This window comes from Oerskovia flava, assembly GCF_026163685.1.
GTDB lineage: Bacteria > Actinomycetota > Actinomycetes > Actinomycetales > Cellulomonadaceae > Oerskovia_A > Oerskovia_A flava.
The window spans coordinates 14,938-34,685 of the sequence record NZ_JAOXSR010000013.1 but is presented as its reverse complement, the minus strand read 5'-3'; the positions used below and the strand labels follow the sequence as shown (position 1 = coordinate 34,685).

At 73.9% G+C, this 19,748-nt stretch carries 24 protein-coding genes; 10 read left to right on the top strand and 14 right to left on the bottom strand.

Annotated features, from left to right (window positions below; translation table 11 throughout):
- Nucleotides 1–4: 4 nt before the first annotated feature.
- Entirely contained in the window at nt 5–856 is an 852-nt protein-coding gene (locus tag OHL10_RS17510; RefSeq protein WP_265523532.1) for an oxygenase MpaB family protein, read from the top strand.
- A gap of 19 nt (nt 857–875) precedes the next feature.
- Here the strand turns inward: OHL10_RS17510 and OHL10_RS17505 are convergent, their stop codons facing one another.
- The 6 genes from OHL10_RS17505 to OHL10_RS17480 form a co-directional block, all read right to left on the bottom strand.
- Nucleotides 876–1,370, bottom strand: coding sequence for a MarR family winged helix-turn-helix transcriptional regulator (locus OHL10_RS17505; protein WP_265523531.1), 495 nt, complete (start codon nt 1,368–1,370; stop codon nt 876–878).
- 56 nt (nt 1,371–1,426) lie between these two features.
- Nucleotides 1,427–2,392 (bottom strand): DUF1444 domain-containing protein, encoded by a 966-nt coding sequence (locus OHL10_RS17500; protein ID WP_265523530.1) that lies wholly within the window; start codon nt 2,390–2,392, stop codon nt 1,427–1,429.
- 234 nt (nt 2,393–2,626) lie between these two features.
- Complete coding sequence (locus tag OHL10_RS17495; RefSeq protein ID WP_265523529.1) at nt 2,627–3,322, bottom strand: response regulator; 696 nt, start codon at nt 3,320–3,322, stop codon at nt 2,627–2,629.
- The gene (locus OHL10_RS17490; protein ID WP_265523528.1) at nt 3,319–4,701 is read right to left on the bottom strand and encodes a sensor histidine kinase; all 1,383 of its coding nucleotides are present in this window, start codon (nt 4,699–4,701) and stop codon (nt 3,319–3,321) included. The genes OHL10_RS17495 and OHL10_RS17490 overlap by 4 nt, the downstream gene beginning before the upstream one ends.
- 5 nt (nt 4,702–4,706) lie before the next feature.
- The gene (locus OHL10_RS17485) at nt 4,707–5,552 is read right to left on the bottom strand and encodes an ABC transporter permease subunit (protein WP_265523527.1); all 846 of its coding nucleotides are present in this window, start codon (nt 5,550–5,552) and stop codon (nt 4,707–4,709) included.
- Entirely contained in the window at nt 5,549–6,556 is a 1,008-nt protein-coding gene (locus OHL10_RS17480; protein ID WP_265523526.1) for an ABC transporter ATP-binding protein, read from the bottom strand. The genes OHL10_RS17485 and OHL10_RS17480 overlap by 4 nt, the downstream gene beginning before the upstream one ends.
- Before the next feature lie 294 nt (nt 6,557–6,850).
- Between OHL10_RS17480 and OHL10_RS17475 the strand changes: the two genes are divergently transcribed.
- Together OHL10_RS17475 and OHL10_RS17470 are read left to right on the top strand one after the other, a co-directional pair.
- Nucleotides 6,851–7,774, top strand: a complete 924-nt coding sequence (locus tag OHL10_RS17475; protein ID WP_265523525.1) for a Bax inhibitor-1/YccA family protein — start codon at nt 6,851–6,853, stop codon at nt 7,772–7,774.
- Between the two features lie 5 nt (nt 7,775–7,779).
- Nucleotides 7,780–8,286, top strand: coding sequence for a hypothetical protein (locus OHL10_RS17470; RefSeq protein ID WP_265523524.1), 507 nt, complete (start codon nt 7,780–7,782; stop codon nt 8,284–8,286).
- Between the two features lie 25 nt (nt 8,287–8,311).
- On the opposite strand, the gene OHL10_RS17465 is transcribed toward OHL10_RS17470, so the two are convergent.
- On the bottom strand, nt 8,312–9,067 hold the full coding sequence (locus OHL10_RS17465) for a DUF5701 family protein (RefSeq protein WP_265523523.1): 756 nt from the start codon (nt 9,065–9,067) through the stop codon (nt 8,312–8,314).
- A 104-nt stretch (nt 9,068–9,171) separates the two neighbouring features.
- Between OHL10_RS17465 and OHL10_RS17460 the strand changes: the two genes are divergently transcribed.
- Entirely contained in the window at nt 9,172–10,578 is a 1,407-nt protein-coding gene (locus OHL10_RS17460; protein ID WP_265523522.1) for a cystathionine beta-synthase, read from the top strand.
- On the opposite strand, the gene OHL10_RS17455 is transcribed toward OHL10_RS17460, so the two are convergent.
- From OHL10_RS17455 to OHL10_RS17445, 3 genes are read right to left on the bottom strand one after another with little or no spacing between them, the layout of a single operon-like run.
- Nucleotides 10,541–11,200: a hypothetical protein gene (locus OHL10_RS17455; protein WP_265523521.1), complete on the bottom strand. Its 660-nt coding sequence runs from the start codon at nt 11,198–11,200 to the stop codon at nt 10,541–10,543. The genes OHL10_RS17460 and OHL10_RS17455 overlap by 38 nt on opposite strands.
- Nucleotides 11,197–11,784: a TetR/AcrR family transcriptional regulator gene (locus OHL10_RS17450; RefSeq protein WP_265523520.1), complete on the bottom strand. Its 588-nt coding sequence runs from the start codon at nt 11,782–11,784 to the stop codon at nt 11,197–11,199. The genes OHL10_RS17455 and OHL10_RS17450 overlap by 4 nt, the downstream gene beginning before the upstream one ends.
- A gap of 22 nt (nt 11,785–11,806) precedes the next feature.
- Nucleotides 11,807–12,655 (bottom strand): alpha/beta fold hydrolase, encoded by an 849-nt coding sequence (locus OHL10_RS17445; RefSeq protein WP_265523519.1) that lies wholly within the window; start codon nt 12,653–12,655, stop codon nt 11,807–11,809.
- A gap of 120 nt (nt 12,656–12,775) precedes the next feature.
- On the opposite strand from OHL10_RS17445, the gene OHL10_RS17440 reads away from it, so the two are divergent.
- Nucleotides 12,776–13,201, top strand: coding sequence for an FKBP-type peptidyl-prolyl cis-trans isomerase (locus tag OHL10_RS17440; protein WP_265523518.1), 426 nt, complete (start codon nt 12,776–12,778; stop codon nt 13,199–13,201).
- A 19-nt stretch (nt 13,202–13,220) separates the two neighbouring features.
- Here the strand turns inward: OHL10_RS17440 and OHL10_RS17435 are convergent, their stop codons facing one another.
- Nucleotides 13,221–14,423 (bottom strand): class I SAM-dependent methyltransferase, encoded by a 1,203-nt coding sequence (locus tag OHL10_RS17435; RefSeq protein WP_265523517.1) that lies wholly within the window; start codon nt 14,421–14,423, stop codon nt 13,221–13,223.
- 83 nt (nt 14,424–14,506) lie between these two features.
- Here OHL10_RS17435 and OHL10_RS17430 point away from each other — a divergent pair, with 83 nt between their 5' ends.
- Nucleotides 14,507–14,854 (top strand): Rdx family protein, encoded by a 348-nt coding sequence (locus OHL10_RS17430; protein ID WP_265523516.1) that lies wholly within the window; start codon nt 14,507–14,509, stop codon nt 14,852–14,854.
- Between the two features lie 47 nt (nt 14,855–14,901).
- On the opposite strand, the gene OHL10_RS17425 is transcribed toward OHL10_RS17430, so the two are convergent.
- Nucleotides 14,902–15,303, bottom strand: a complete 402-nt coding sequence (locus OHL10_RS17425; protein WP_265523515.1) for a DUF5997 family protein — start codon at nt 15,301–15,303, stop codon at nt 14,902–14,904.
- Nucleotides 15,304–15,357: 54 nt separating this feature from the next.
- Here OHL10_RS17425 and OHL10_RS17420 point away from each other — a divergent pair, with 54 nt between their 5' ends.
- From OHL10_RS17420 to OHL10_RS17405, 4 genes are read left to right on the top strand one after another with little or no spacing between them, the layout of a single operon-like run.
- Nucleotides 15,358–16,233, top strand: a complete 876-nt coding sequence (locus OHL10_RS17420; RefSeq protein ID WP_265523514.1) for a LysR substrate-binding domain-containing protein — start codon at nt 15,358–15,360, stop codon at nt 16,231–16,233.
- Between the two features lie 34 nt (nt 16,234–16,267).
- The gene (locus OHL10_RS17415; RefSeq protein WP_322645587.1) at nt 16,268–16,702 is read left to right on the top strand and encodes an ArsR/SmtB family transcription factor; all 435 of its coding nucleotides are present in this window, start codon (nt 16,268–16,270) and stop codon (nt 16,700–16,702) included.
- On the top strand, nt 16,699–17,343 hold the full coding sequence (locus OHL10_RS17410; protein WP_265523513.1) for an SRPBCC family protein: 645 nt from the start codon (nt 16,699–16,701) through the stop codon (nt 17,341–17,343). The genes OHL10_RS17415 and OHL10_RS17410 overlap by 4 nt, the downstream gene beginning before the upstream one ends.
- Before the next feature lie 53 nt (nt 17,344–17,396).
- Nucleotides 17,397–18,134 carry a phosphatase PAP2 family protein gene (locus OHL10_RS17405; RefSeq protein ID WP_265523512.1) on the top strand — a complete coding sequence of 246 codons (738 nt, stop codon included), beginning with the start codon at nt 17,397–17,399 and terminating at the stop codon, nt 18,132–18,134.
- Nucleotides 18,135–18,149: 15 nt separating this feature from the next.
- Here the strand turns inward: OHL10_RS17405 and OHL10_RS17400 are convergent, their stop codons facing one another.
- The gene (locus OHL10_RS17400; RefSeq protein WP_265523511.1) at nt 18,150–18,959 is read right to left on the bottom strand and encodes a CPBP family glutamic-type intramembrane protease; all 810 of its coding nucleotides are present in this window, start codon (nt 18,957–18,959) and stop codon (nt 18,150–18,152) included.
- A 105-nt stretch (nt 18,960–19,064) separates the two neighbouring features.
- Nucleotides 19,065–19,739 carry a peptide-methionine (S)-S-oxide reductase MsrA gene (msrA, locus tag OHL10_RS17395; RefSeq protein ID WP_265523510.1) on the bottom strand — a complete coding sequence of 225 codons (675 nt, stop codon included), beginning with the start codon at nt 19,737–19,739 and terminating at the stop codon, nt 19,065–19,067.
- Nucleotides 19,740–19,748: the final 9 nt, after the last annotated feature.

Here is a 19,748-nt window from a genome sequence, read left to right as displayed (position 1 = left end):
GGGCGTGACCCGGACCTCGCGCGCCCTCCAGCAACGCGCCGGCGCGGCGCTCTTCGCGCGCGTCGCCGGCCCGGACGCGACGGCCGTGCGCGCCCGGATCCACGACACACCGGGCCCGCGCTGGTTCGAGCCCGGGTCGGCGATCCACCGGGTGCACGGCGACGCCTCGATGTTCGTCGGCGGTCTTCGTGCGCTGCTCCTGCAGTCGCTCCATCCGCTCGCGATGGCTGCGGTGGCCGCGCACTCGGGGTACCGGGGTGACCCGTGGGGCCGGCTCCAGCGCACGAGCACCTTCATCGCGGTGACGACCTTCGGCACGGTCGACGACGCCGAGGCGGCCGTCTCGGTCGTCCGGGCGGTGCACGAGCGGGTGCGCGGCGCTGCGCCGGACGGTCGTGCCTACGCCGCGAGCGACCCCGACCTCCTGCGCTGGGTGCACGTGGCCGAGGCCGACAGCTTCCTCGACGCGCACCAGCGCTACGGTGCGCGCCCGCTCGATCCCGCGGGGTGCGACGAGTACGTCGCACAGATCGGGACCGTGGCACGACGGCTCGGGGTCGTCGACCCGCCGAGCACGCTCGCCGACCTGCGAGCGACCCTCGAGGCCTACCGCCCGGAGCTGGCGCCGAGCGCCGCGGCCGACGACGCCGCCCGCTTCCTGCTCGTCGACCCGCCGATCCCGTGGTTCGCCCGTCCGGGCTTCGCGGCGCTCGCCCGTGCCGCCGTCGCGTCGATGCCGCCCTGGAGCGCGCCGCTGCTGCGGTCGGCGGGCCCGGCGGTCGGCAGGCGACGCCCGGCGACCGCCGGCGGGCGCGTCACGACGTCGTTCATCCGCTGGGCGCTCGACCCGGCGTGACCGATCGCGCGGGTGTCGCTCAGGCAGCCCCCGGGCGTGCCGCGCCGTGGTGCGCGTCGAGGTCGTCGTTCAGCCGCTCGAGCATCTCCGCGAGCAGGGCGCGGTCCAGCCGTGACCACTGCGCGAGCACGTCCCCGTAGTGCTCGGCGCGCGCCGCCCGGTGCGCCGCGAGCGCCTGCAGGCCTACCGGCGTCGGCTCTGCCACGACCGCCCGCCGGTCCTGGGGGTCGCGCGTGCGGTGCACGTGGCCCGCGGCCTCGAGCGCGGCCACCTGGCGGGTCACGGTCGACGGGTCGAGGCCCATGCGCGCGGCGAGGCCCTGGACGTTCTGCGGGCCGTGGACGCCGAGCTCCTGGAGGAGCAGGTAGGCGGCCCGGTCCAGCGGACCCGGCGCACCGGAGCCGTGGGCGGACTGCACGGACCGCTCCGCGCGCCGGACGAGCTGGGCGAGCGCGAGCTCGATCTGGCCGAGGGTGTCGCGCAAGGTGGCATCCAGGCTCTCCCGCGCGGTCATGCGTGCACGGTACACGCTGATCCGTGGTACCTACAGGAAGGTCTGCCGGGCCCCGCTCAGTCGAAGACCCCGACGGCGCGCAGCGCCGTGCCCAGCGACCCCGTGCTGTCCACGACGACCTCACCCTCGTCGCCCGTGCGCGTCACCGTCTCGACGACGCCGTCCGGGCCCTTGTAGTAGACGTGCGGGCTGACCGGCCCCGGGGCGTCCGCGTGCTCGGAGCGGGCGAGCCGGGCGAGCAGGCCGACGGCGCGGAGCACCCCCGTGCCCTCGACCACGTGCGCCGCCAGGAGGTGTCGGTGCGGGACTGCGAAGAGCACACCGTGCGCCGGGGACTCGACCCCGACATGCGTGGCGAGGACCTCGTCGAGCAGCAGGAGCCGGCTCGCGCCGTGGAAGTCGTCGGAGGCGAACACGTGCACCACCGCGTCCGGTCGCCCCGGGTCGGCGTCGACCGCCCGGTGCTCCGGCGGCGGCAGGCGTCGCAGGTTCGCCTCGGCGTAGGGCCGGACGGCCGCCCACCCGCCGAAGGGCTCCAGGGCGTCGTCGGCCGACATCGTCGCCACGTGGGTGGGGTAGTCGAGAGCGGCGAGGACCGCCAGGTCCGGGCCGGCGGTCGGGGCGTACGACGGCGGCCGCGCGGGTTCCGTGCTCAGCTCCCCGGTCGGGACGAGGCGCGGCAGGACGATCTCCCGGATCTCGTCGAGCGTCCGGGGCGGGACGAGGGACTGTGCGACGACGATCGTGCGCACGTGGCGCCGGACGGCGCGTCGCCAGTGCGAGCGGCGCAGGCGACCGAGCAGGGCCGCGAGGTTCGTCAGGCCGAAGGTGCGCCCGTCCGACGCGACGAGCGCACCGGCGCCGTCGTACGCCGTCGGGACGCCCGCGGCGCGGAACGCCTCGACCGCCCAGGAGACCACGACGTCGGCGTCCGCGGCGGACAGCGGTGACAGAGCGGCGTCGACCGGGCCGTGTCCGGCCGTGGACCGGGCGCGACGCGGTCGCCGACGGAAGAAGGCCATGCGGCCACCGTAGCCCGCGCCTCAGACCTCCGGGCCCGCCGCCGCGGCGGGGCCGCCCTGCGCGGGGCGGGTCTCGATCTCCCGCGCGACGCGCAGCAGAGCGCCGATCCCGGTGGCCAGGGCGCGGAGCTCGTCGGGTCCGCGAGATAGAACCCCGGTGCGCGAGGTAGAACTCCAGTCGGCTACTGGCGTTCTACCTCGTGGTCGGGAGTTCTACCTCGCGGGAGAGCGAGGTCAGCCCGGGCGGGCGACGCCGGTCTCGTAGGCCAGCACGACGGCCTGCACCCGGTCGCGCAGATCGAGCTTGCCGAGCACCCGTCCGACATGCGTCTTGACCGTCGCCTCGGACAGGACGAAGCGTGCCGCGATCTCGGCGTTGCTCAGGCCCTCGCCGAGGGCTTCGAACACCTCGAACTCGCGCGCGGTGAGCTGACGCAGCCGTGGGTCGGTGCGGCCGTCGCCGTCCCGCGCCGCGGGAGTCGTCTCGGCTCCCGCGGGCAGCGACCCGGCGAACATCTCGAGCATGCGGCGGGTGACCCGGGGTGAGACGGCGGCGTCCCCGCTCGCGACGGCGCGGATCGCGCCCACGAGCTCGGCGGGCCGCGCGTCCTTGAGGAGGAACCCGCTCGCCCCGGCCCGCAGCGCGCCGAACGCGTACTCGTCGAGGTCGAACGTCGTGAGGATGATGACGCGGCAGCCGGGTGCCGCCGCGACGATGCGCTCGGTCGCGTCGATCCCGTTGACGCCCGGCATCCGCACGTCCATGAGCACGACGTCGGGCCGCAGCGCCGTCGCCTGCGCGACCCCGGTCTCGCCGTCGGACGCCTCGCCGACGACCTCGATGTCGTCCTCGGCCGCGAGGATCATCCGGAAGCCCATGCGCAGCAGCGCCTGGTCGTCGACGAGGAGGACCCGCACCGGGCCGGTCATCGGGCGTCCAGGTCGAGCCGCAGTGTCGCGTGCACCGCCCACCCCGCACCGGAAGGTCCGGCCGTGACCGCCCCCCCGTAGACCGCTGCTCTCTCGCGCATGCCGATGATCCCTCTTCCTGTGCCGACCTGTGTGCCGAACGGTCCGTGCGGCGCACCCCCGGCAGCCGGGGGCGTCCGCCCCTCGGCGCCCTGGGGCACACCCGCATGGTTGATGATGCGCAGGTCGAGCCAGTCCCCGCCCTGCGGTCTCTCGTCACGTCGCGTGACCTCGACGACGACGAGCGGCGTGCCCGGTGCGTAGCGCAGCACGTTCGTCAGCGACTCGCGGACGATCCGGTGCGACGCCTGCCGGAGGGCGGCGTCGAGAGGGGGCTGCTCGCCGCTGCGCACCAGGCGCACGGGGAGGCCTGCGGTCCGGAACACCTCGACGATCTCCTCGAGCCCGGCGACGTCGTCGACCGGTGCGAGCGGCGCAGGGCCGGGCGCGCCGTCGGGCTCGCGCAGCACCCCCAGGACACGGCGCATGTCGGCCAGCGCCGCGCGTCCGGTCTCGGTGAGCTCGTCGAGCGCCTGGCCTGCGAGCTCTGGGTCCTTGGCGCCGGACGCCTTGGCGCCGTCCGCCAGGGCGACCATCACGGTGAGGCTGTGCGCGACGACGTCGTGCATCTCGCGCGCGATCCGGGTGCGTTCGGCGGCGACGGCGAGCTGCGCCTGCTGGTCGCGGTCCCGGGCGAGAGCGTTCGCGCGGCCGATGAGGTCCGCGAGGTGCAGGCGACGGCCCCGCACGCTCGTGCCGATGGCGAGGGCTGTGAGGAGGAACAGCGCGAGGACGACGATCGTCGCGACCCTGTCCCCGGTGAGCTGGCCCGGCTCCAGGTCTCGGCGCACGAGGTCCCCGTTCTCGACGACGACGACGTCCATCCACAGCAGGACCGCTGCGCTCTCGGTGAGGACGAGCACGGCGAAGACGATCCAGGTCTCGAGGGGCGGACGGGACGCGGCCACCGCGTAGAGCGCGAAGGCGATCGCCAGCTCGAACCCGCCGGTCTCGCCGGTGGCGAGCACCGTGACGACGCCCAGCACCCCGACGGCGCCCGCGACCCACAGGGGCGCGCGCCGTCGCCACATCAGAGCGGCACCGCCGGCGAGCACGAGCCCGACGAGAGGCCACCTCGGCTGGGTCATGAACAGCGCGGCCAGGACGCCGGGAACCACGAACCAGGCGGAGACCAGCCAGTCCATGACGACCGGGTGCTCGACGAAGTACCGGCGCAGCGGTCCGAGCCGGCGCGCGTCGAGCTCGGTGAACACCGGGCCCTGCGCGCGCGACGACGCCGGACCGGCAGGGGGCCGGTCCGGCGTCGTCGAGTCGGACATGGTGATCAGGCGTCCCTCCGCTTGAGCGTCACGGCTGCCGCGGCGAGCGCCACGACGGACCAGACGGCCATGGCGACGGTCGCGGAGCCCGGGCTGAGCACCTCGACCCCGCCGGCATCGGCCTCGGTGACCACCATCATCGCCGTTCCGAGGTTCATCGGGAGGAACTTGGCGATGTCCTGGACCCACTCCTGGGTGAGGAAGCTCGCGACCAGCGGCAGGACGAACAGCAGCGCGACGAGGGTGAAGATGGACCCCGCGGAGTGGCGCATGATCGTGCCGACACCGACCGCGACGATCGCGACGAAGGTCAGGTAGGCGGCGCACGCGAGGATGACGCGCTGGACGGTGCCGTCGCCGAGGTCGGGGACGAGGTCGTTGCCCGAGAGCATCGGCATCGTGGCGAGGTAGGACAGGCCGATGCCCACGATCGCGACGGCGAACGTCACGAGGCCGACGATGATCGTCTTGGCCCACAGGGCGGGCAGCCGGCGCGGTACGGCGCTCAGGGTCGAGCGGATCATGCCCGTCGCGTACTCGCCGGTGATGACGAGGGCTCCGAGGACGGCGACGGAGAGCTGGGCGAAGACGTAGCCGAGCACGATCGCCTGGACCGTCGAGACGTTGCCCATCGCGGCGGCCATCTCGGCGTCGTTCGCCGCGAAGTTCATCGAGGCGGCCATCGTGAGGCTGAAGAGCACCATGACGAGCACCGTGGTGCCGATCGTCCACCAGGTCGAGCGCAGCGAGCGGAACTTGATCCACTCCGAACGCAGGACGTGGCCGAAGGTGAGCCGGTAGGTGGAGGCGCGGCCCGTCGTCGGGCCGGTGGTGAGGGTGGCGGCGGTCATCGGATCGCTCCTTCGTTCTGGGTGGGCGCCTCGGGTGCCACGGGGGCGACGGGGGGAGCGGCGGGCCGTTCGCCCGCGCCGTGCCCGAGGTGCGCTGCGGCGGCCTCGGTCTGGTACTCCACGGAGTCCGCGGTGAGCGACATGTACGCCTCCTCGAGGGTGGAGGTGACCGGCGTGAGCTCGTGCAGGACGATGCCGGCGGCCGCGGCGAGCTCGCCGATCGCGGGGGCCTCGACCCCGCTGATCTGCAGCAGGCTCGGCTCGTCGCTCGTGACGGTCGCGCCGTCGCGGGCCACGAGCTCGGCGAGCTGGGTCGCGTGCGGGGTGCGGACCCGGACGGTCTGCCCGGCCCCGCCGTCGACGATCTCGCTCACGGGGGCGTCCGCGAGGATGCGTCCCTTGCCGATGACGACGATGTGGTCCGCGGTGAGCGCGACCTCGCTCATGAGGTGGCTCGAGAGGAAGACCGTGCGGCCCTCGGAGGCGAGGTAGCGGGCGAGGTTGCGCACCCACAGCACACCCTCGGGGTCGAGGCCGTTGACGGGCTCGTCGAGGATGAGCGTCTTCGGGTCACCGAGCAGTGCCGAGGCGATGCCGAGTCGCTGGCCCATGCCGAGCGAGAAGCCGCCGACCCGCTTCTTGGCGACCGACGGCAGGCCTGTCATCTCGATGACCTCGTCGACGCGCTTCGTCGGGATGCCGTGCGTGGCGGCCATCGCGCGGAGGTGGTTGTAGGCGGTGCGTCCCGTGTGGATCGCCTTCGCGTCGAGCAGCGCCCCGACCTCGGTGAGGGGGGAGCGGTGCTCCGCGTAGGGGCGCCCGTTGACGGTGACGGTGCCGGCGGTCGGGCGGTCCAGCCCCATGATCATCCGCATGGTGGTGGACTTGCCGGCGCCGTTCGGGCCGAGGAAGCCGGTCACCGTGCCGGGCTGGACGGTGAAGGTCACGCCGTCGACCGCGGTCTTGGGTCCGTAGCGCTTGGTCAGGCCTCGTGCTTCGATCATGGTGCACCTCTGTTCGGCGGGAGGTCGGGCGGTGTCGTCGTTGCTGCTCCCAGCCTAGGGAGCGACGGCCCCGTGAGAAGCCCTCTGACGGCGGATCTTGCCTCGTCGTCCGTGTACGCCGGAAGAATGAGGAGGGCCGCCCCGGGGCTGATCGTGTCCCCCTGCGGGTGGATCTCTCGGCCGATGTCCGTGGGAACACCCGCACGGCGTCGCTCGTTGCATAGGATGGACGCCACGGCCAGCGACACCCGCCTCGAGCCAGAGGGCACTGGACGCCGCGACCAGGAGGAGTTCATGAGCAACCCCGTCTTCAACAACAGCGTGATCTTCGGCGAGCCGAAGAACCGCCGCGGAGGCGCCGCGACGGCGCATCCCGGCCAGACCGGTGCACCCGCGTACGGGTCGTCGTCGTCCAGCCCCTACGCGCAGGCGCCGTACGGCACGCCGCCCGCGGGGACGCAGGACGGCGCGCAGGCCGCCGACGCGGCGCAGCTCGACGCGATGTACAACGCGCCGACGGCGACGACGGCTGACACGAAGCGCCTGACCTACGACGACGTCATCATGAAGACGGGCGGGCTGCTCGCCCTGCTCGTCGTCGTCGCGGCGGTCTCGTGGAACGTCACGCCGCAGATGCCGGCACTGTGGATCATCGGTGCCGTCGTGGGTCTGGTCCTCGGGCTCGTCAACGCCTTCAAGAAGAACCCGAGCCCCGGGCTGATCATCGCCTACACGGTGGCCCAGGGCGCGTTCCTCGGCGGCATCAGCCTCGCGTTCGCGGGGATGACGGTCGCGGGTGGCGCCAACCTCACGGACATCGTCTTCCAGGCGGTCCTCGCCACGATCGCGACGTTCGCCGCAGCGCTGTTCCTCTTCCGGTCCGGCAAGGTCCGCGTCACTCCGAAGTTCACGCGCTGGCTGCTCATCGCCATGGTGGGCTACCTCGCCTTCTCGCTCGTCAACGTGGTCCTCGTCTGGACCGGCGTCCTCGGGGGCTGGGGCATGCGCGGCGGCACGTGGGGCATCATCATCGGCCTCTTCGCGGTCGGCCTGGCCGCGGCGTCGCTGATCATGGACTTCGACTCCATCAAGCGTGGCGTCGAGGCCGGCGTCCCGGCGAAGTTCGCCTGGTCCGCAGCCTTCGGCCTCCTCGTGACGCTCATCTGGCTCTACCTGGAGTTCCTGCGCCTGTTCGCGATCCTGCAGAGCAGCGACTGACCCTGGTGGGCAGGACAACCCGCGTCCCGGTACCCGCGGCCGACTCTCGGCCGCGGGTACCGGTGTTCCTGGCAGGCCTGGTGATCGCAGCGGTCGCCATGCTCGCCCTGCAGGTGCTCGTGATGATCCTTGCGGGAGCACCGCCGGCGTTCCTGACGTTCGCGGCGCTCCTCATCGTCATCAGCGTGCCGACTGCCGGCGCGGCGGTCGCCTGGGCGGGTGCACGACTGAGCGCGGGCTGGACCGAGGAGCGTGCCGCGCTCCTCTTCGCCGCGCTCGGCCTCGTCGTCGGCGTCGTCTGGGGATCGCTCGTCGCCGGTGGCATCGCGTCACGCCTGACCGACGGCAGCTCCGGCCTGACGCTCGCCGTGGCGACCGTCGCCGGGGTGAGCGCCGCCGTCGGTGCGGGCCTGGGCCGCATCACGGCGCGTGAGGCGTCCGGTCGGCCGGTGCTCGTCGTGACGCTGGCCGTGCTCGTCGTGCTCGTCGCGGCGGCGGGCCTGCTGGTCTGACCGACCCGCCGGTACCGGCACGGCGTCAGGCCGTGCCGCCGCGCCGCCCCGTGGCCGACGCGAACCCGAGCCACGTGTGCCGGTTCCCGGCCCAGCACCACCCCACCTTCGGTGCGCCCCGGCGTTCACGACCGTCGCGGCCCGTGCCGTTCGAGATCCACACCGCGGGCGTGCGCGCGTCGAGTGCACCGCCGGGCTTGCGCAGCCGAGACCCGATCGTCATGTAGCAGTGGTTGCGCGCGACGATGGCGGGCACCTGCAGCGCCCAGTGGATGCCCTCGCTCAGCAGGAGCGGCGTGCGGCGGCGGCCCGCGAGCTCTCCGAGCGCCTCGTTCGGGGACCAGTTGCTCAGGTCGTCCCCGCGGTCCGGGTCCGTGACGACGTACAGCACCCCCTCGGGCACGTCGATCCCGTCGATCGGGCTGAACCGGTCGACGTCCGGCATGTCGACGACGACGAAGCCGGGTGCGTCTCCCCGGCGCAGCAGGGGAGCGAGAGCCGACGGGGGTGCCGCCGTCGGGTGGACCGCCAGCAGTGCGCTCGGTGCCGGCCGGTCGTCGGCGCGCGACGTGTTGTCGAGCTCGCCGTCGAGCCGGGCGGCGAGCGCGCGGAACGTGGTGGCATCCGTCCCGGCCAGCTCCGGTACCCCGATCTCGATCAGCCGTTCGGCCTGCGCGCGCACCGGGGGAAGGGGAGGGGCCTGCTGGCGGCCGGCCGACCGGCCCGGTGTCGCCTGGTCGCCTGGTGTGCTGGACGTCGTACGGTGCGGGCTGGTGCTCATCGGCAACCTCTCGGTCGGGGTGCGGTCGGCAGGTTTAACACCATACAACGTACGATGATTCCCGGACGTCGCGCGCGGGCGCCCGATTGCGGGATGATCGGGGGATGAAGTTCGCAGAGCACATCTCCGATCTCGTCGGCGGCACACCCCTCGTCCGGCTGAGCGCGGTGACCGAGGGCCTGTCGGCGACGATCCTCGCCAAGGTCGAGTACATGAACCCCGGTGGGTCCGTGAAGGACCGCATCGCGCTGAAGATGGTGGAGGCCGCCGAGGAGTCGGGCGAGCTGGCTCCCGGCGGGACGATCGTGGAGCCGACCTCCGGCAACACCGGGGTCGGGTTGGCGCTCGTCGCGCAGCGCAAGGGCTACCAGTGCGTGTTCGTCTGCCCCGACAAGGTGAGCCAGGACAAGCGCGACGTCCTCAAGGCCTACGGTGCCCGTGTCGTCGTCACGCCGACCGCGGTCCCGCCCGATCACCCCGACTCCTACTACTCGGTCTCCGACCGGCTGGTGCGGGAGATCGAGGGTGCGTGGAAGCCGAACCAGTACGCGAACCAGAACGGGCCGGCCTCGCACTACGAGACCACGGGTCCGGAGATCTGGGCGGACACCGACGGCCGGGTGACGCACTTCGTCGCCGGGGTCGGTACGGGCGGCACCATCACGGGGACCGGGCGGTTCCTCCAGGAGGTCTCGGCCGAGCGCGACGTGGCGCAGGGCGGCCGGGTGCGGGTGGTCGGCGCGGACCCGGCGGGCTCGGTGTACTCGGGCGGCGACGGGCGTCCCTACCTCGTCGAGGGCGTCGGCGAGGACTTCTGGCCCGACGCGTACGACCCCACGGTCCCCGACGAGATCATCCCGGTCACGGACGCGGACTCGTTCTCCCTGACGCGGCGCCTGGCCCGCGAGGAAGGCCTGCTCGTGGGCGGGTCGTGCGGCATGGCGGTCGAGGCCGCGCTGCGGCTGGCTCGTCGGCTCGAGGACGAGGACGCGGCTGCCGCGGCGCGCGCCGTGATCGTCGTCCTCCTGCCCGACAGCGGGCGGGGCTACATGTCGAAGATCTTCAACGACGCATGGATGCGCTCGTACGGCTTCCTGCCTGCCGAGGAGGGTGTGACGGCGGGCGACATCCTGCGCGCGAAGGACGGCCGACTGCCCGAGCTCGTGCACACCCACCCCAGCGAGACCGTCCGCGACGCGATCGAGATCCTGCGCGAGTACGGCGTCTCGCAGATGCCCGTCGTGGGCGCGGAGCCGCCGGTGAAGATCGGCGAGGTCGCGGGCGCGGTCAGCGAGCGCGCGCTGCTCGACGCCGTCTTCTCCGGGCGGGCGTCGCTCGCGGACCGGGTGGAGGCCCACATGGAGCCCCGCTTCCCGCTCATCGGGTCGGGCGAGGGTGTGGAGGCCATCCGGGCGGCGCTGCACGACGCCGACGCCCTCCTCGTCGTGGACGACGGCGACCCGGCCGGGGTGCTCACCCGGCACGACCTCCTGGGGTTCCTCGCGCACTGAGCCGCAGGACGGCGACGGCGAGCAGGGCCGCGGCGAGCGCGACGAGCACACCGTGCGCGACGCGCACGCCGGGCCCGCCCCAGAACTGCGGCAGCACCAGGACGAGGGCGACGGCGAGCGGGACGCCGGCCCATCGGGGGTCCAGCCCGCCGCGCCAGGTGCCGACGGCGGTGAGGACTCCCGCGACCGCGACGAGGACGAGCCCGACGCCGAACAGCGTCGCCGCGACGGGGTGGGTGCGCAGGGCCTCGACCTGCTCGAGGTGCCCGCTCGCGTCGCCCTGCGCCGCGTGGCGCGCGATCACCTGGATCCCGAAGGTCTCGGCCCCGTAGTAGAGGGCGGCGAGCCCCGCCCCGGCCCAGGAGAGCGCGAGCGCCCAGGTCAGGCTCGGGCGCCCGGGGGTCGCGGCCAGCAGGCGACGCAGGCCGAGCAGGCCGACGGGCACCAGCGCGAGCGCGAGGATCCCGAGGAGGTGGCTGACGACCCACCGGTCGGAGGCGAACGCCGCCGCGAGCCCGACGCTCTCGCGTGTCTCGTCGGGCCAGGGGCGCAGCACCGGGAAGAGCATGGCCGACACCCCCGCACCGACGAGCACGGCGGCGGTCCAGGTCGCCGTCCTCATGGCTGCTCCCGCACACCGGCGGGCCGGGGCGTCTCGGCCAGCCGGGTGACGCCGTGGACCAGCATCTCGACGAGGGTGTCGAAGCTCTGGTCGAGGTCGTCGGGCAGGCGGAAGCCGCCGCCCGACTCGAGCCCGACGAACCCGTGCAGGGCGGCGCGCACCGCGCGCACGGCGTCGATGGTCCGCGCCGGCGGGACCTGGAAGCCGCGCAGGGTCGCGACGACGACCGCGACCGACTCACCGCCGGCCGCGGACAGGGCGGCGTCGGCGGGGTCGTCGGGATCGGGGGCGACCTGGGCGGCGGCGTACCGGCCAGGGTGCTCACGGGCGAAGTCCCGGGTCGCGTGCGCCAGCGCCCGCAGGGCGTCCTCGCGGGCACGGCCGACGGTCGCGCCCGCGAGCGCGCGGGTGAGGTCGCCCACGGCGACGGTCGCCACCTCCCGGCGCAGGTCGGCGAGCGACCCGACGTGCTTGTACAGGCTCGGTGCGGCGACGCCTGCCCGCGCTGCGACCTTGGCGAGGGTCAGGTCCGCGAACCCGGCCGAGCCGCCGTCGTCCACCAGCGCGAGGGCGATCGTCGTCACGGCCTCCCGGGACAGCCCCGCCCTAGCCACGGGACGCTGCCGGCACGTCGCGGAGGAAGCCGAGCACCGCCGGGACGACGGCGTCGGGAGCCTGCGCGTACGGGTAGTGCCCGGTCTCGGGGACGAGGAGTGCGCGCGCACCGAGGGTGTCCTCGATCCAGGCGAGCTCGGCGGCGGGGTCGGGCCAGTCCGGGTCGAGGGCGCCGACGACGGCGAGCGCCGTGGCGTGGACCTCCCCGAGTCGCTCGGTGACGACCGAGTGGTCGAGCGCGAGCGCGAGGTGGCGCAGGGAGCGCAGCCGGTCGGGCTCGCGCAGGTTCGCGCGGACGGCTGCGGCGTGGGCGGCGAGGCCGTCGGTGGTGCGGCCCTTGTGGAGCGAGCGGTAGTAGGCGCTCCACGCCGCGGCGCCCCAGGGGCGCGCGAACAGCAGGCGGTAGACCGCGCGCAGCGCGGCGCGCCGGAGGGGGCTCGCGACCGGCTCGCGCAGGAACGGGCTGAACAGCACCAGGCCGCGCACGAGGTCGGGGCGTTCGGCCGCGGCCCAGGCTGCGGCGCTCGCGCCCATGGAGGTGCCGAGGAGGACGGCGGGGCCGCCGCCGAGGTGCTCGACGAGGGCGAGCAGGTCGTGGCCGGTCGTGTCGTCACCGTGCGTGCGGAACGTCGTGTCGCTGTCGCCGTGGCCCCGCAGGTCGACGGTCGCGACGCGGAAGCCGGCGTCGGCGAGCGCCGTGGCGAGGCGGTCGTAGGTCGAGCGGAGGTCGCCCATGCCGGGAACCGCGACGACCAGGGGGGCACCGGGATCGCCGATGACCTGGTACGCGAGGCGACCCTCGGGCCGCGCGAGGCGAGAGAGGGAGGTAGATCGACTCATAGTCATAGCCCATAGGCTAATCGGCATAGCCGCAAAGTGCAAGGGTCCCGGTGCGCCCCCGGGCCCGGGCTGCCGCCGGAGCAGGTACGGTCGAGGAGTTCCCCATCGAGAGGTTGTCCTGTGACCGACCAGCCCACCCCCGCTCCCTCCACCCTGCCGGTGGCATCCGGCGGCTTCGGCGACAAGCCGACGCTCACCTTCCCCGGCGCGAGCGCGCCCGCGGGCCTGCAGGTCCACGTCCTCGCGGAGGGCGACGGCCCCGTCGTCACGTCCGGGCGCACGATCGTCGTCCACTACCTCGGGCAGGTATGGGACGGTGCGATCTTCGACACGTCCTACGACCGGGGCGAGACCATCTCGTTCCCGATCGGGGTCGGCGCCGTGATCGGCGGCTGGGACAAGGGGCTCGTCGGCCAGAGCGTCGGCTCCCGTGTCCTGCTGTCCATCCCGCCCGAGCACGGCTACGGCATGCGCGGCGTTCCGCAGGCCGGCATCGGTGGCGGGGACACCCTGGTGTTCGTCGTCGACGTCGTCGGCGTCGAGTAGCCCGCAGGCGGTCGGTGGGTCAACGCCGGACGCTGCGGGTCACCGTGAACTTCGGGTTCTGCCCGACGCCGTCGGTCGGCCCGACCATCCGGGCGAGCGCCGGGCGGTAGCGCAGGTGGGAGTTGAACACCGTCCACAGCTCCCCGCCCGGCCGCAGCACCCGCCCGGCCGCCTCGAACATCCGGTGCGCCGGGTTCGTGCTCACCGCGGCGGCGTCGTGGAACGGCGGGTTGCAGACCACGAGGTCGACGCTCGCGTCGGGCACACCCGACATGACGTCGTCGCGGGTCACCTCGATCTGCCCGTCGAGCCCGTTCGCGAGCGCCGTCTCGCGGGCGGAGCGCACCGCCGCGTCCGACTGGTCCGTCGCGATCACCGTCAGCCCCGGTCGTGGGCGGGCCAGCGCCGCGGCGAGGATGCCCGTGCCGCACCCGAGGTCGACGGCCCGCGAGGCCTCGGGTGCCATCCGATCGAGGAAATCGAGCAGGTACCGGGTGCCGATGTCGAGGCTCGCGCCGGCGAACGCCGCGCCGTAGGACACGACCGTGAGGTCGAGATCGGTGACGTGCTCACGTACCGGGTACGTCGGCGTGGAGTCGGTCTGCAGCGGTCCGCCCGCGACGAGCACCCGCGACTTCTGCCGGGCGTACGTCGCGCGGACCTCGGTGAACGACTCCGCGAGGACGCCGTTCATCGCCGTCGTCATGTGCTTGAGGCGCCCACCGGCGAAGAGGGTGACCGACGGGTCCGCCCAGCGCGCCACGGCCTCGGCGATCTCGCGGAGCGCGGCCAGGCTGCGGGGGAGCTGCAGCAGGACGACCGTGGCCCCGGCGAAGAGCTCCTCGCCGAGCGGGAGCCGTGCGTAGGCCCCCTGCAGCCCCGCGGCCTCGGCGTTGCGGTCGAGGCCGATCTCCCCGGTCAGCAGGTCCTGGTGCACCCGGATCCCGGTCGCGCCGTGGGTGACGGCCGTGCCGAGCGTGAGGGCGCCGAACCGGTCGTCGACGACGACGATCCGCCCGGTGCCCGACGGGGCCGCGTCGGTCCCCGCCGGCTTGGCGTCGGCCGCCGCCGCGGCGAGCGCGTCGGCGGCCTCGTCGAGGAGCAGGCGGTCCGTCGCGTCGACGGCCACCAGCGAGTCGTCGTCGAAGGGATAGCGCTGCAGGGACGCGAGGAGCGCGTCACGAGGGGAGGACGCCGGGTCGACCGGATCGGGTGTGGGCATCTCACCAGTGTCCCCCGGGACCGGGGTGTCCGGTGACCGGTGGTCCCGCCCGTCGTCCGCCCGGCGTCTGGCACGCTGGGCACGTGGACGAACCGACGGGACCGGGCGCCTCGGGCGCGGAGCGTGACCCGCAGGCGCGGGTCGAGATCACCTACTGCACGCAGTGCCGCTGGATGCTGCGCGCCACCTGGGTCGCGCAGGAGCTCCTGACGACCTTCGGGACACGACTGAGCGAGGTCGCGCTCGTGCCCGGCACGGGCGGGGTGTTCCGCGTCGTGGTGGGCGACGACGTGGTCTGGGACCGTGGGGTCGAGGGTGGCTTCCCCGAGATCCCCGTGCTCAAGCAGCTCGTGCGGGACCGGGTGGCGCCCGGCCTCGCACTGGGCCACACCGACCGTGCCGCGCGCCGCGCGGCAGGTCACGAGGAGTAGGCCCGAGCCCGTCGGACCGAGCCTCGGAGGTCGGGGCCCGGCGGGCGTCAGGCGCTCGGCGTCGCCGGGGGAGTGCGCTTCGTCGCGAGGGCCCTGAGGCGCTCCTCCTCCTCGCGGACCTTGGCGTGCGTCGCGCGCTCGCGGACGAGCCACTCGGGCGGGTCCTCACGCAACTCGTTGATCTGCTCGGTCGTGAGCGGCTCCGTGATACCGCCGCGGGCGAGCCCGGCGATGGACACGTCCAGGCGCCCGGCGACGACGGGACGTGGGTGCGGGCCGTTGCGGCGCAGGTCGCTCAGCCACTCGGGCGGGTTCTTCTCGAGCTCCTCGAGCCGGCCGCGCGTGATCGTCCCGCGCTGGAAGTCCTCGGGCGTGGCGGGCAGGTACACCCCGAGCTTCTTCGCCGCCGTGGCGGGCTTCATGGTCTGCGAGGAGTTCGGGGTGCTCATGCCTGCAAGGGTATCCGCCCCGGTGCGCCGACCGTCGCGGGCTAGGCTTGGCGGGTGGAAGACGGCCAGAGCGCGACCGACGAGACCTCCGCTCCTGCCTTCCGGCTGGCCTACGTCCCCGGGGTCACCCCCGCGAAGTGGGTGAACACCTGGCGCGAGCGGTTGCGCACCGTGCCGATCGAGCTCGTCCCGGTCGAGGCCGCCGCGGCCGCCGGTGCGTTGCGGGACGGGCAGGCCGACGCCGCGCTCCTGCGGCCGCCGGTCGACCGCGGCGCCGGCTGGAGCGACGAGCTGAGCCTCGTCGCGCTCTACGAGGAGACGCCGGTCGTGGTCGTGCCGACGGACCACCTCCTGGCCTCCCTCGAGCCCGAGGAGCCGGTCGCCCTCGACGACCTCGCCGACGAGGTGCTGCTGTGCCCGCTCGACGACGTGGTCCCGTGGGCGGTCGTACCGCCGGGGCGTGCGGCGCTCGAGCGGCCGGTGACGACGGGGGCCGCCGTCGAGCTGGTCGCGGCCGGGATCGGAGTGCTGGTCGTCCCGCAGTCGCTCGCCCGTCTGCACCATCGCAAGGACCTCACCTACCGCGTCCTGGACGGGGCGCCGTCGGCACCGGTCGGGCTCGCGTGGGTGAGCGAGCGCACCACGGACCTCGTCGAGGAGATGGTCGGGATCGTGCGGGGCCGGACGGCCAACTCCTCGCGGGGGCGCACGTCGGCGCCCGCAGCGGAGGGCTCGGCCGCGAAGGAGCGCCCGGCCGCGAAGGAGCGGGCAGGGGGCAAGGACGGCGCCCGCAGCGGTGGTCGCGCCGGGAGCTCGCGCACCGGTGGTGCTCGGGCCGGCGGGACACGTGCCGGTGGCGGGCGCGCGGGAGGTGCAGGGCGGGCCAAGCGCGGGCGGGGCGGGCCGTCGTCGGGCCGCAAGAAGCGATAGTTCGCCCCTGACTTATATAAGCAAGAGATGAAACATGGAGGCCGTGGAAGCCTTCGACGTCCTCGGTGACCCGGTCCGGCGCCGCATCCTCGAGCACCTCGCCCAGGGAGAGCGCCCGGCCGGGGAGATCGCCGCGCTGGTGGCCGACGAGTTCGCGATCAGCCAGCCCGCCGTCTCCCAGCACCTGCGGGTGCTGCGCCTGAGCGGCTTCGCCACCGTGCGACCCGAGGGCACCCGCCGTCTCTACGCGCTCGAGCCCGAGCGGCTCGACGTGATCGAGGAGTGGGTCTCGGGCCTGCGCGCCTCCTGGGGGCAGCGGCTCGACGCGCTCGGCACCGAGCTGGCCCGCGGGCGGCGGGCGCGTCGGACGTCGGCGGACGACGACGGCGGCCCGCAGGTCGCCGGCTCCGCAGTACCCGCGCCCGGCCCGGGCGCGGGGGAGGACGACTCATCGAGGAGGACCCCGTGAACGATCTCCTGGCAGAGCTCGAGGCCGTGCGGCGCGAGGTCGGCGGCGCCGAGCTTCCCGCCGGCGCCGCACGACGGATCGCGCTGACCCGCACCTACGACGCCGACGTCGCCGACGTGTGGGACGCCCTGACGGACCCGGACCGGATCCGGCGATGGTTCCTTCCGGTCACGGGCGACCTGCGGCTCGGCGGGCACTATCAGCTCGAGGGCAACGCGGGCGGGGAGATCCGGGTGTGCGACGAGCCCCGGCGCCTGCAGGTGACGTGGATCTTCGGCGAGGCGCCGAGCGAGGAGGACTCGTCGATCGTCGAGGTCCGCCTCGAGCCGGCGGCCGACGGCTCGACCGAGCTCGTCCTCGAGCACGTCGCGGTCGTCCCGGAGGAGATGTGGGACCGGTACGGGCCCGGCGCCACCGGTGTCGGGTGGGACCTGACGCTGCTGGGCCTGGCCGCGCACCTCGCCGGTGTCGAGCTGGGCGACCCCGCCGAGGCGGAGCGCAGCCCGCAGATGCGCCAGGCCATGGCTGACAGCAGCAGGGCCTGGGGCGCGGCGAACGTCGCCGCCGGGGCGGACGAGGACGAGGCCGGGGCTGCGGTCACCCGGACGACCGAGTTCTACGCGCCGCCCGCCGACGACTGACGTCCACCCGTAGGGGGATGTTCACCGCGAGTTCACCCGCCTAGGCTCTGCGGGTGAGATCGTCCGTTCCGTCCCCTGTTGTCGCACTCGTGTGGGTACTGGCCGCCGCCGTGCTGGTCCCCGTCGTCCGCCTCGCGCGCGGTCCGAGCGAGGCAGCGTACCTCGCGATCACCGCCCGCGCCGCCCAGGTGTCCGGGGTGCACGTCGTCGCCGAGGCGGGGGTGCTGCTGCTCGTCGCGCTCTTCGTCGTCGCGGCGTGGCGTGCGCGCGCGCACGGCCCGGGCACGGTCGCCGTCGCACTCGCCGGCGGGTTCGGGGCGGTCCTGGCCTACGCCGTGAGCGAGGGGACCAAGCTCGTCGTGCGCCAACCGCGCGGCTGCTGGGAGCTCGTCGAGGTCGCGCACTGCCCGCCGGCCGGCGACTGGTCGTTCCCCAGCAACCACACGACGATCGCGTTCGCGCTGGCCGCGGCCGTCGTCGCGACGTCCGCCTCGACCGGGTTGCGCGTGCGGGCCGCCGACGTGCCCTCGCGCCACGGCAGGGCCGCGCGGAAGAACGCCCTCTGGTCGCTCGCGCTCGTCGCGCTGCCGGTCGCGCTGGCGTGCGTCACCGGCGCGGCCCGGGTGGTGCAGGGTGTGCACCTGCCGCACGACGTCGTGGCCGGCGCGGTCCTCGGCGTGTGCACCGTCGCCGCGACGATCCTCGCCCTGGGCGGCCCGGCGACCACCGCCGTGCACGCCGCGTGCCGCGTCCCGGTGCTGCGCCAGGCGCTCACCGCCCGGCCGTACTGACGGTCGGGACGCGGGTCAGGGAGCCGTGATGAATACGTCGAACAGGTGCGGGTTGTGTGCGTGCACGAGCACGGCGAAGACCACGACGTCGAACAGCAGGTGCACGGCCACCACGTAGCTGAGGGACTTGCTCCACGAGAAGATCCACGCCTGGACGAGGGCGAACGGGATCGTCAGCACCGGACCCCACTCGCGGTAGCCGAGCTCCCACAGGAACGAGACGAAGATCGTCGCCTGCAGCAGGTTCGCCGTCCACAGCCCGAAGTGCTTGCGGTAGAGGGCGAAGATGATGCAGATGAAGAACAGCTCGTCCCAGATGCCCACGGCGTTGACCCCGACGAACAGCCGCCCGATCTCCTGCCCGGTCTCGACGGTCGGCCAGTTGCGGTAGGCGCCCGAGCCGATGAAGTAGGGCGGCAGGATGAGGTAGCCCGCCACGACCACGACGACCAGGTAGATCACCTGCGCGCGGGTCCAGCGCCGCCCCGTGTGCACGGGGAACCGAATCGTCGGGTCGCGGAAGTGGTAGCGCGACGCCGCCCACGGCACCAGCACCGCGAGCGAGAGCGCCACGGCGAAGCGCGCGATGCCGGCGTCGGACAGGTCCGCGGCGAGCGGGATCGCCGAGATGATCCCCATGCCGACGCCGATCAGCGCGAGGTCGCGCCCGAGCGTCCGGTCGACCGCCAGGCCGAGCGCGATGCCCAGCACGAGCGGCACGTAGCCGGCCGGTCGCTCGTGCACCGCGAAAAGCAGGACGGCCGAACCGGAGACGAGGATCGCGGCGAGCAGGCGCAGCACGGGCACCGGGGCGGTTCGAGTCACGGGAAGACCCTACGTCGCCCCACGGCCCGTGGGGCGGTGGGGCGACGCAGGGCCGTCAGCGCAGCGAGTGCCGTCAGTGTGGTCAGCGGACGCACGAGCGGAGGACTACACGGCGGCGGGGAAGGGGACGCCCGTCGTCGCGTGGCAGCGGTACCCGTTCGGGTTCTTGTCGAGGTACTGCTGGTGGTAGTCCTCGGCGTAGTAGAACGTCCCCGCCTCGATCGCGGGCTGCATCTCGGTGGTGATGGGGTCGTAGCCCTTCGTCGCCAGGACCTCCCCGTAGCGCGCGGCGGTCTCCTTCACGGCCTTCTCCTGCTCGGGTGTGGTCCAGTACACCGCGGAACGGTACTGGGTCCCGACGTCGTTGCCCTGGCGGTAGCCCTGGGTCGGGTCGTGGCGCTCCCAGAAGATGCGGAGCAGCTCCTCCTCGGTGACGACCTGCGGGTCGTAGGCGACGAGCGTCGCCTCGGTGTGGCCGGTCCGGGCACTGCACACCTCCTCGTACGTGGGGTTCGACGTCGTGCCGCCCATGTACCCGACGGCGGTGCTCACCACGCCCGGGACCTGCCAGAAGATCTCCTCGGCGCCCCAGAAGCACCCCATCGCGACGTAGAGCACGCGGGTGCCCTGCGGCCACGGGCCCATGATCGACGTGCCCAGCACGGTGTGCGGTGCCGGGGTGCGCAGCACGGGCGCCTCGCGGCCGGGCAGGGCGTCCTCCGGCGCGATCAGGGTGGTCTTGGCGGAACCGCCGAACAGTGCGTCGAAGATCGAGTTCATCGCTTACCT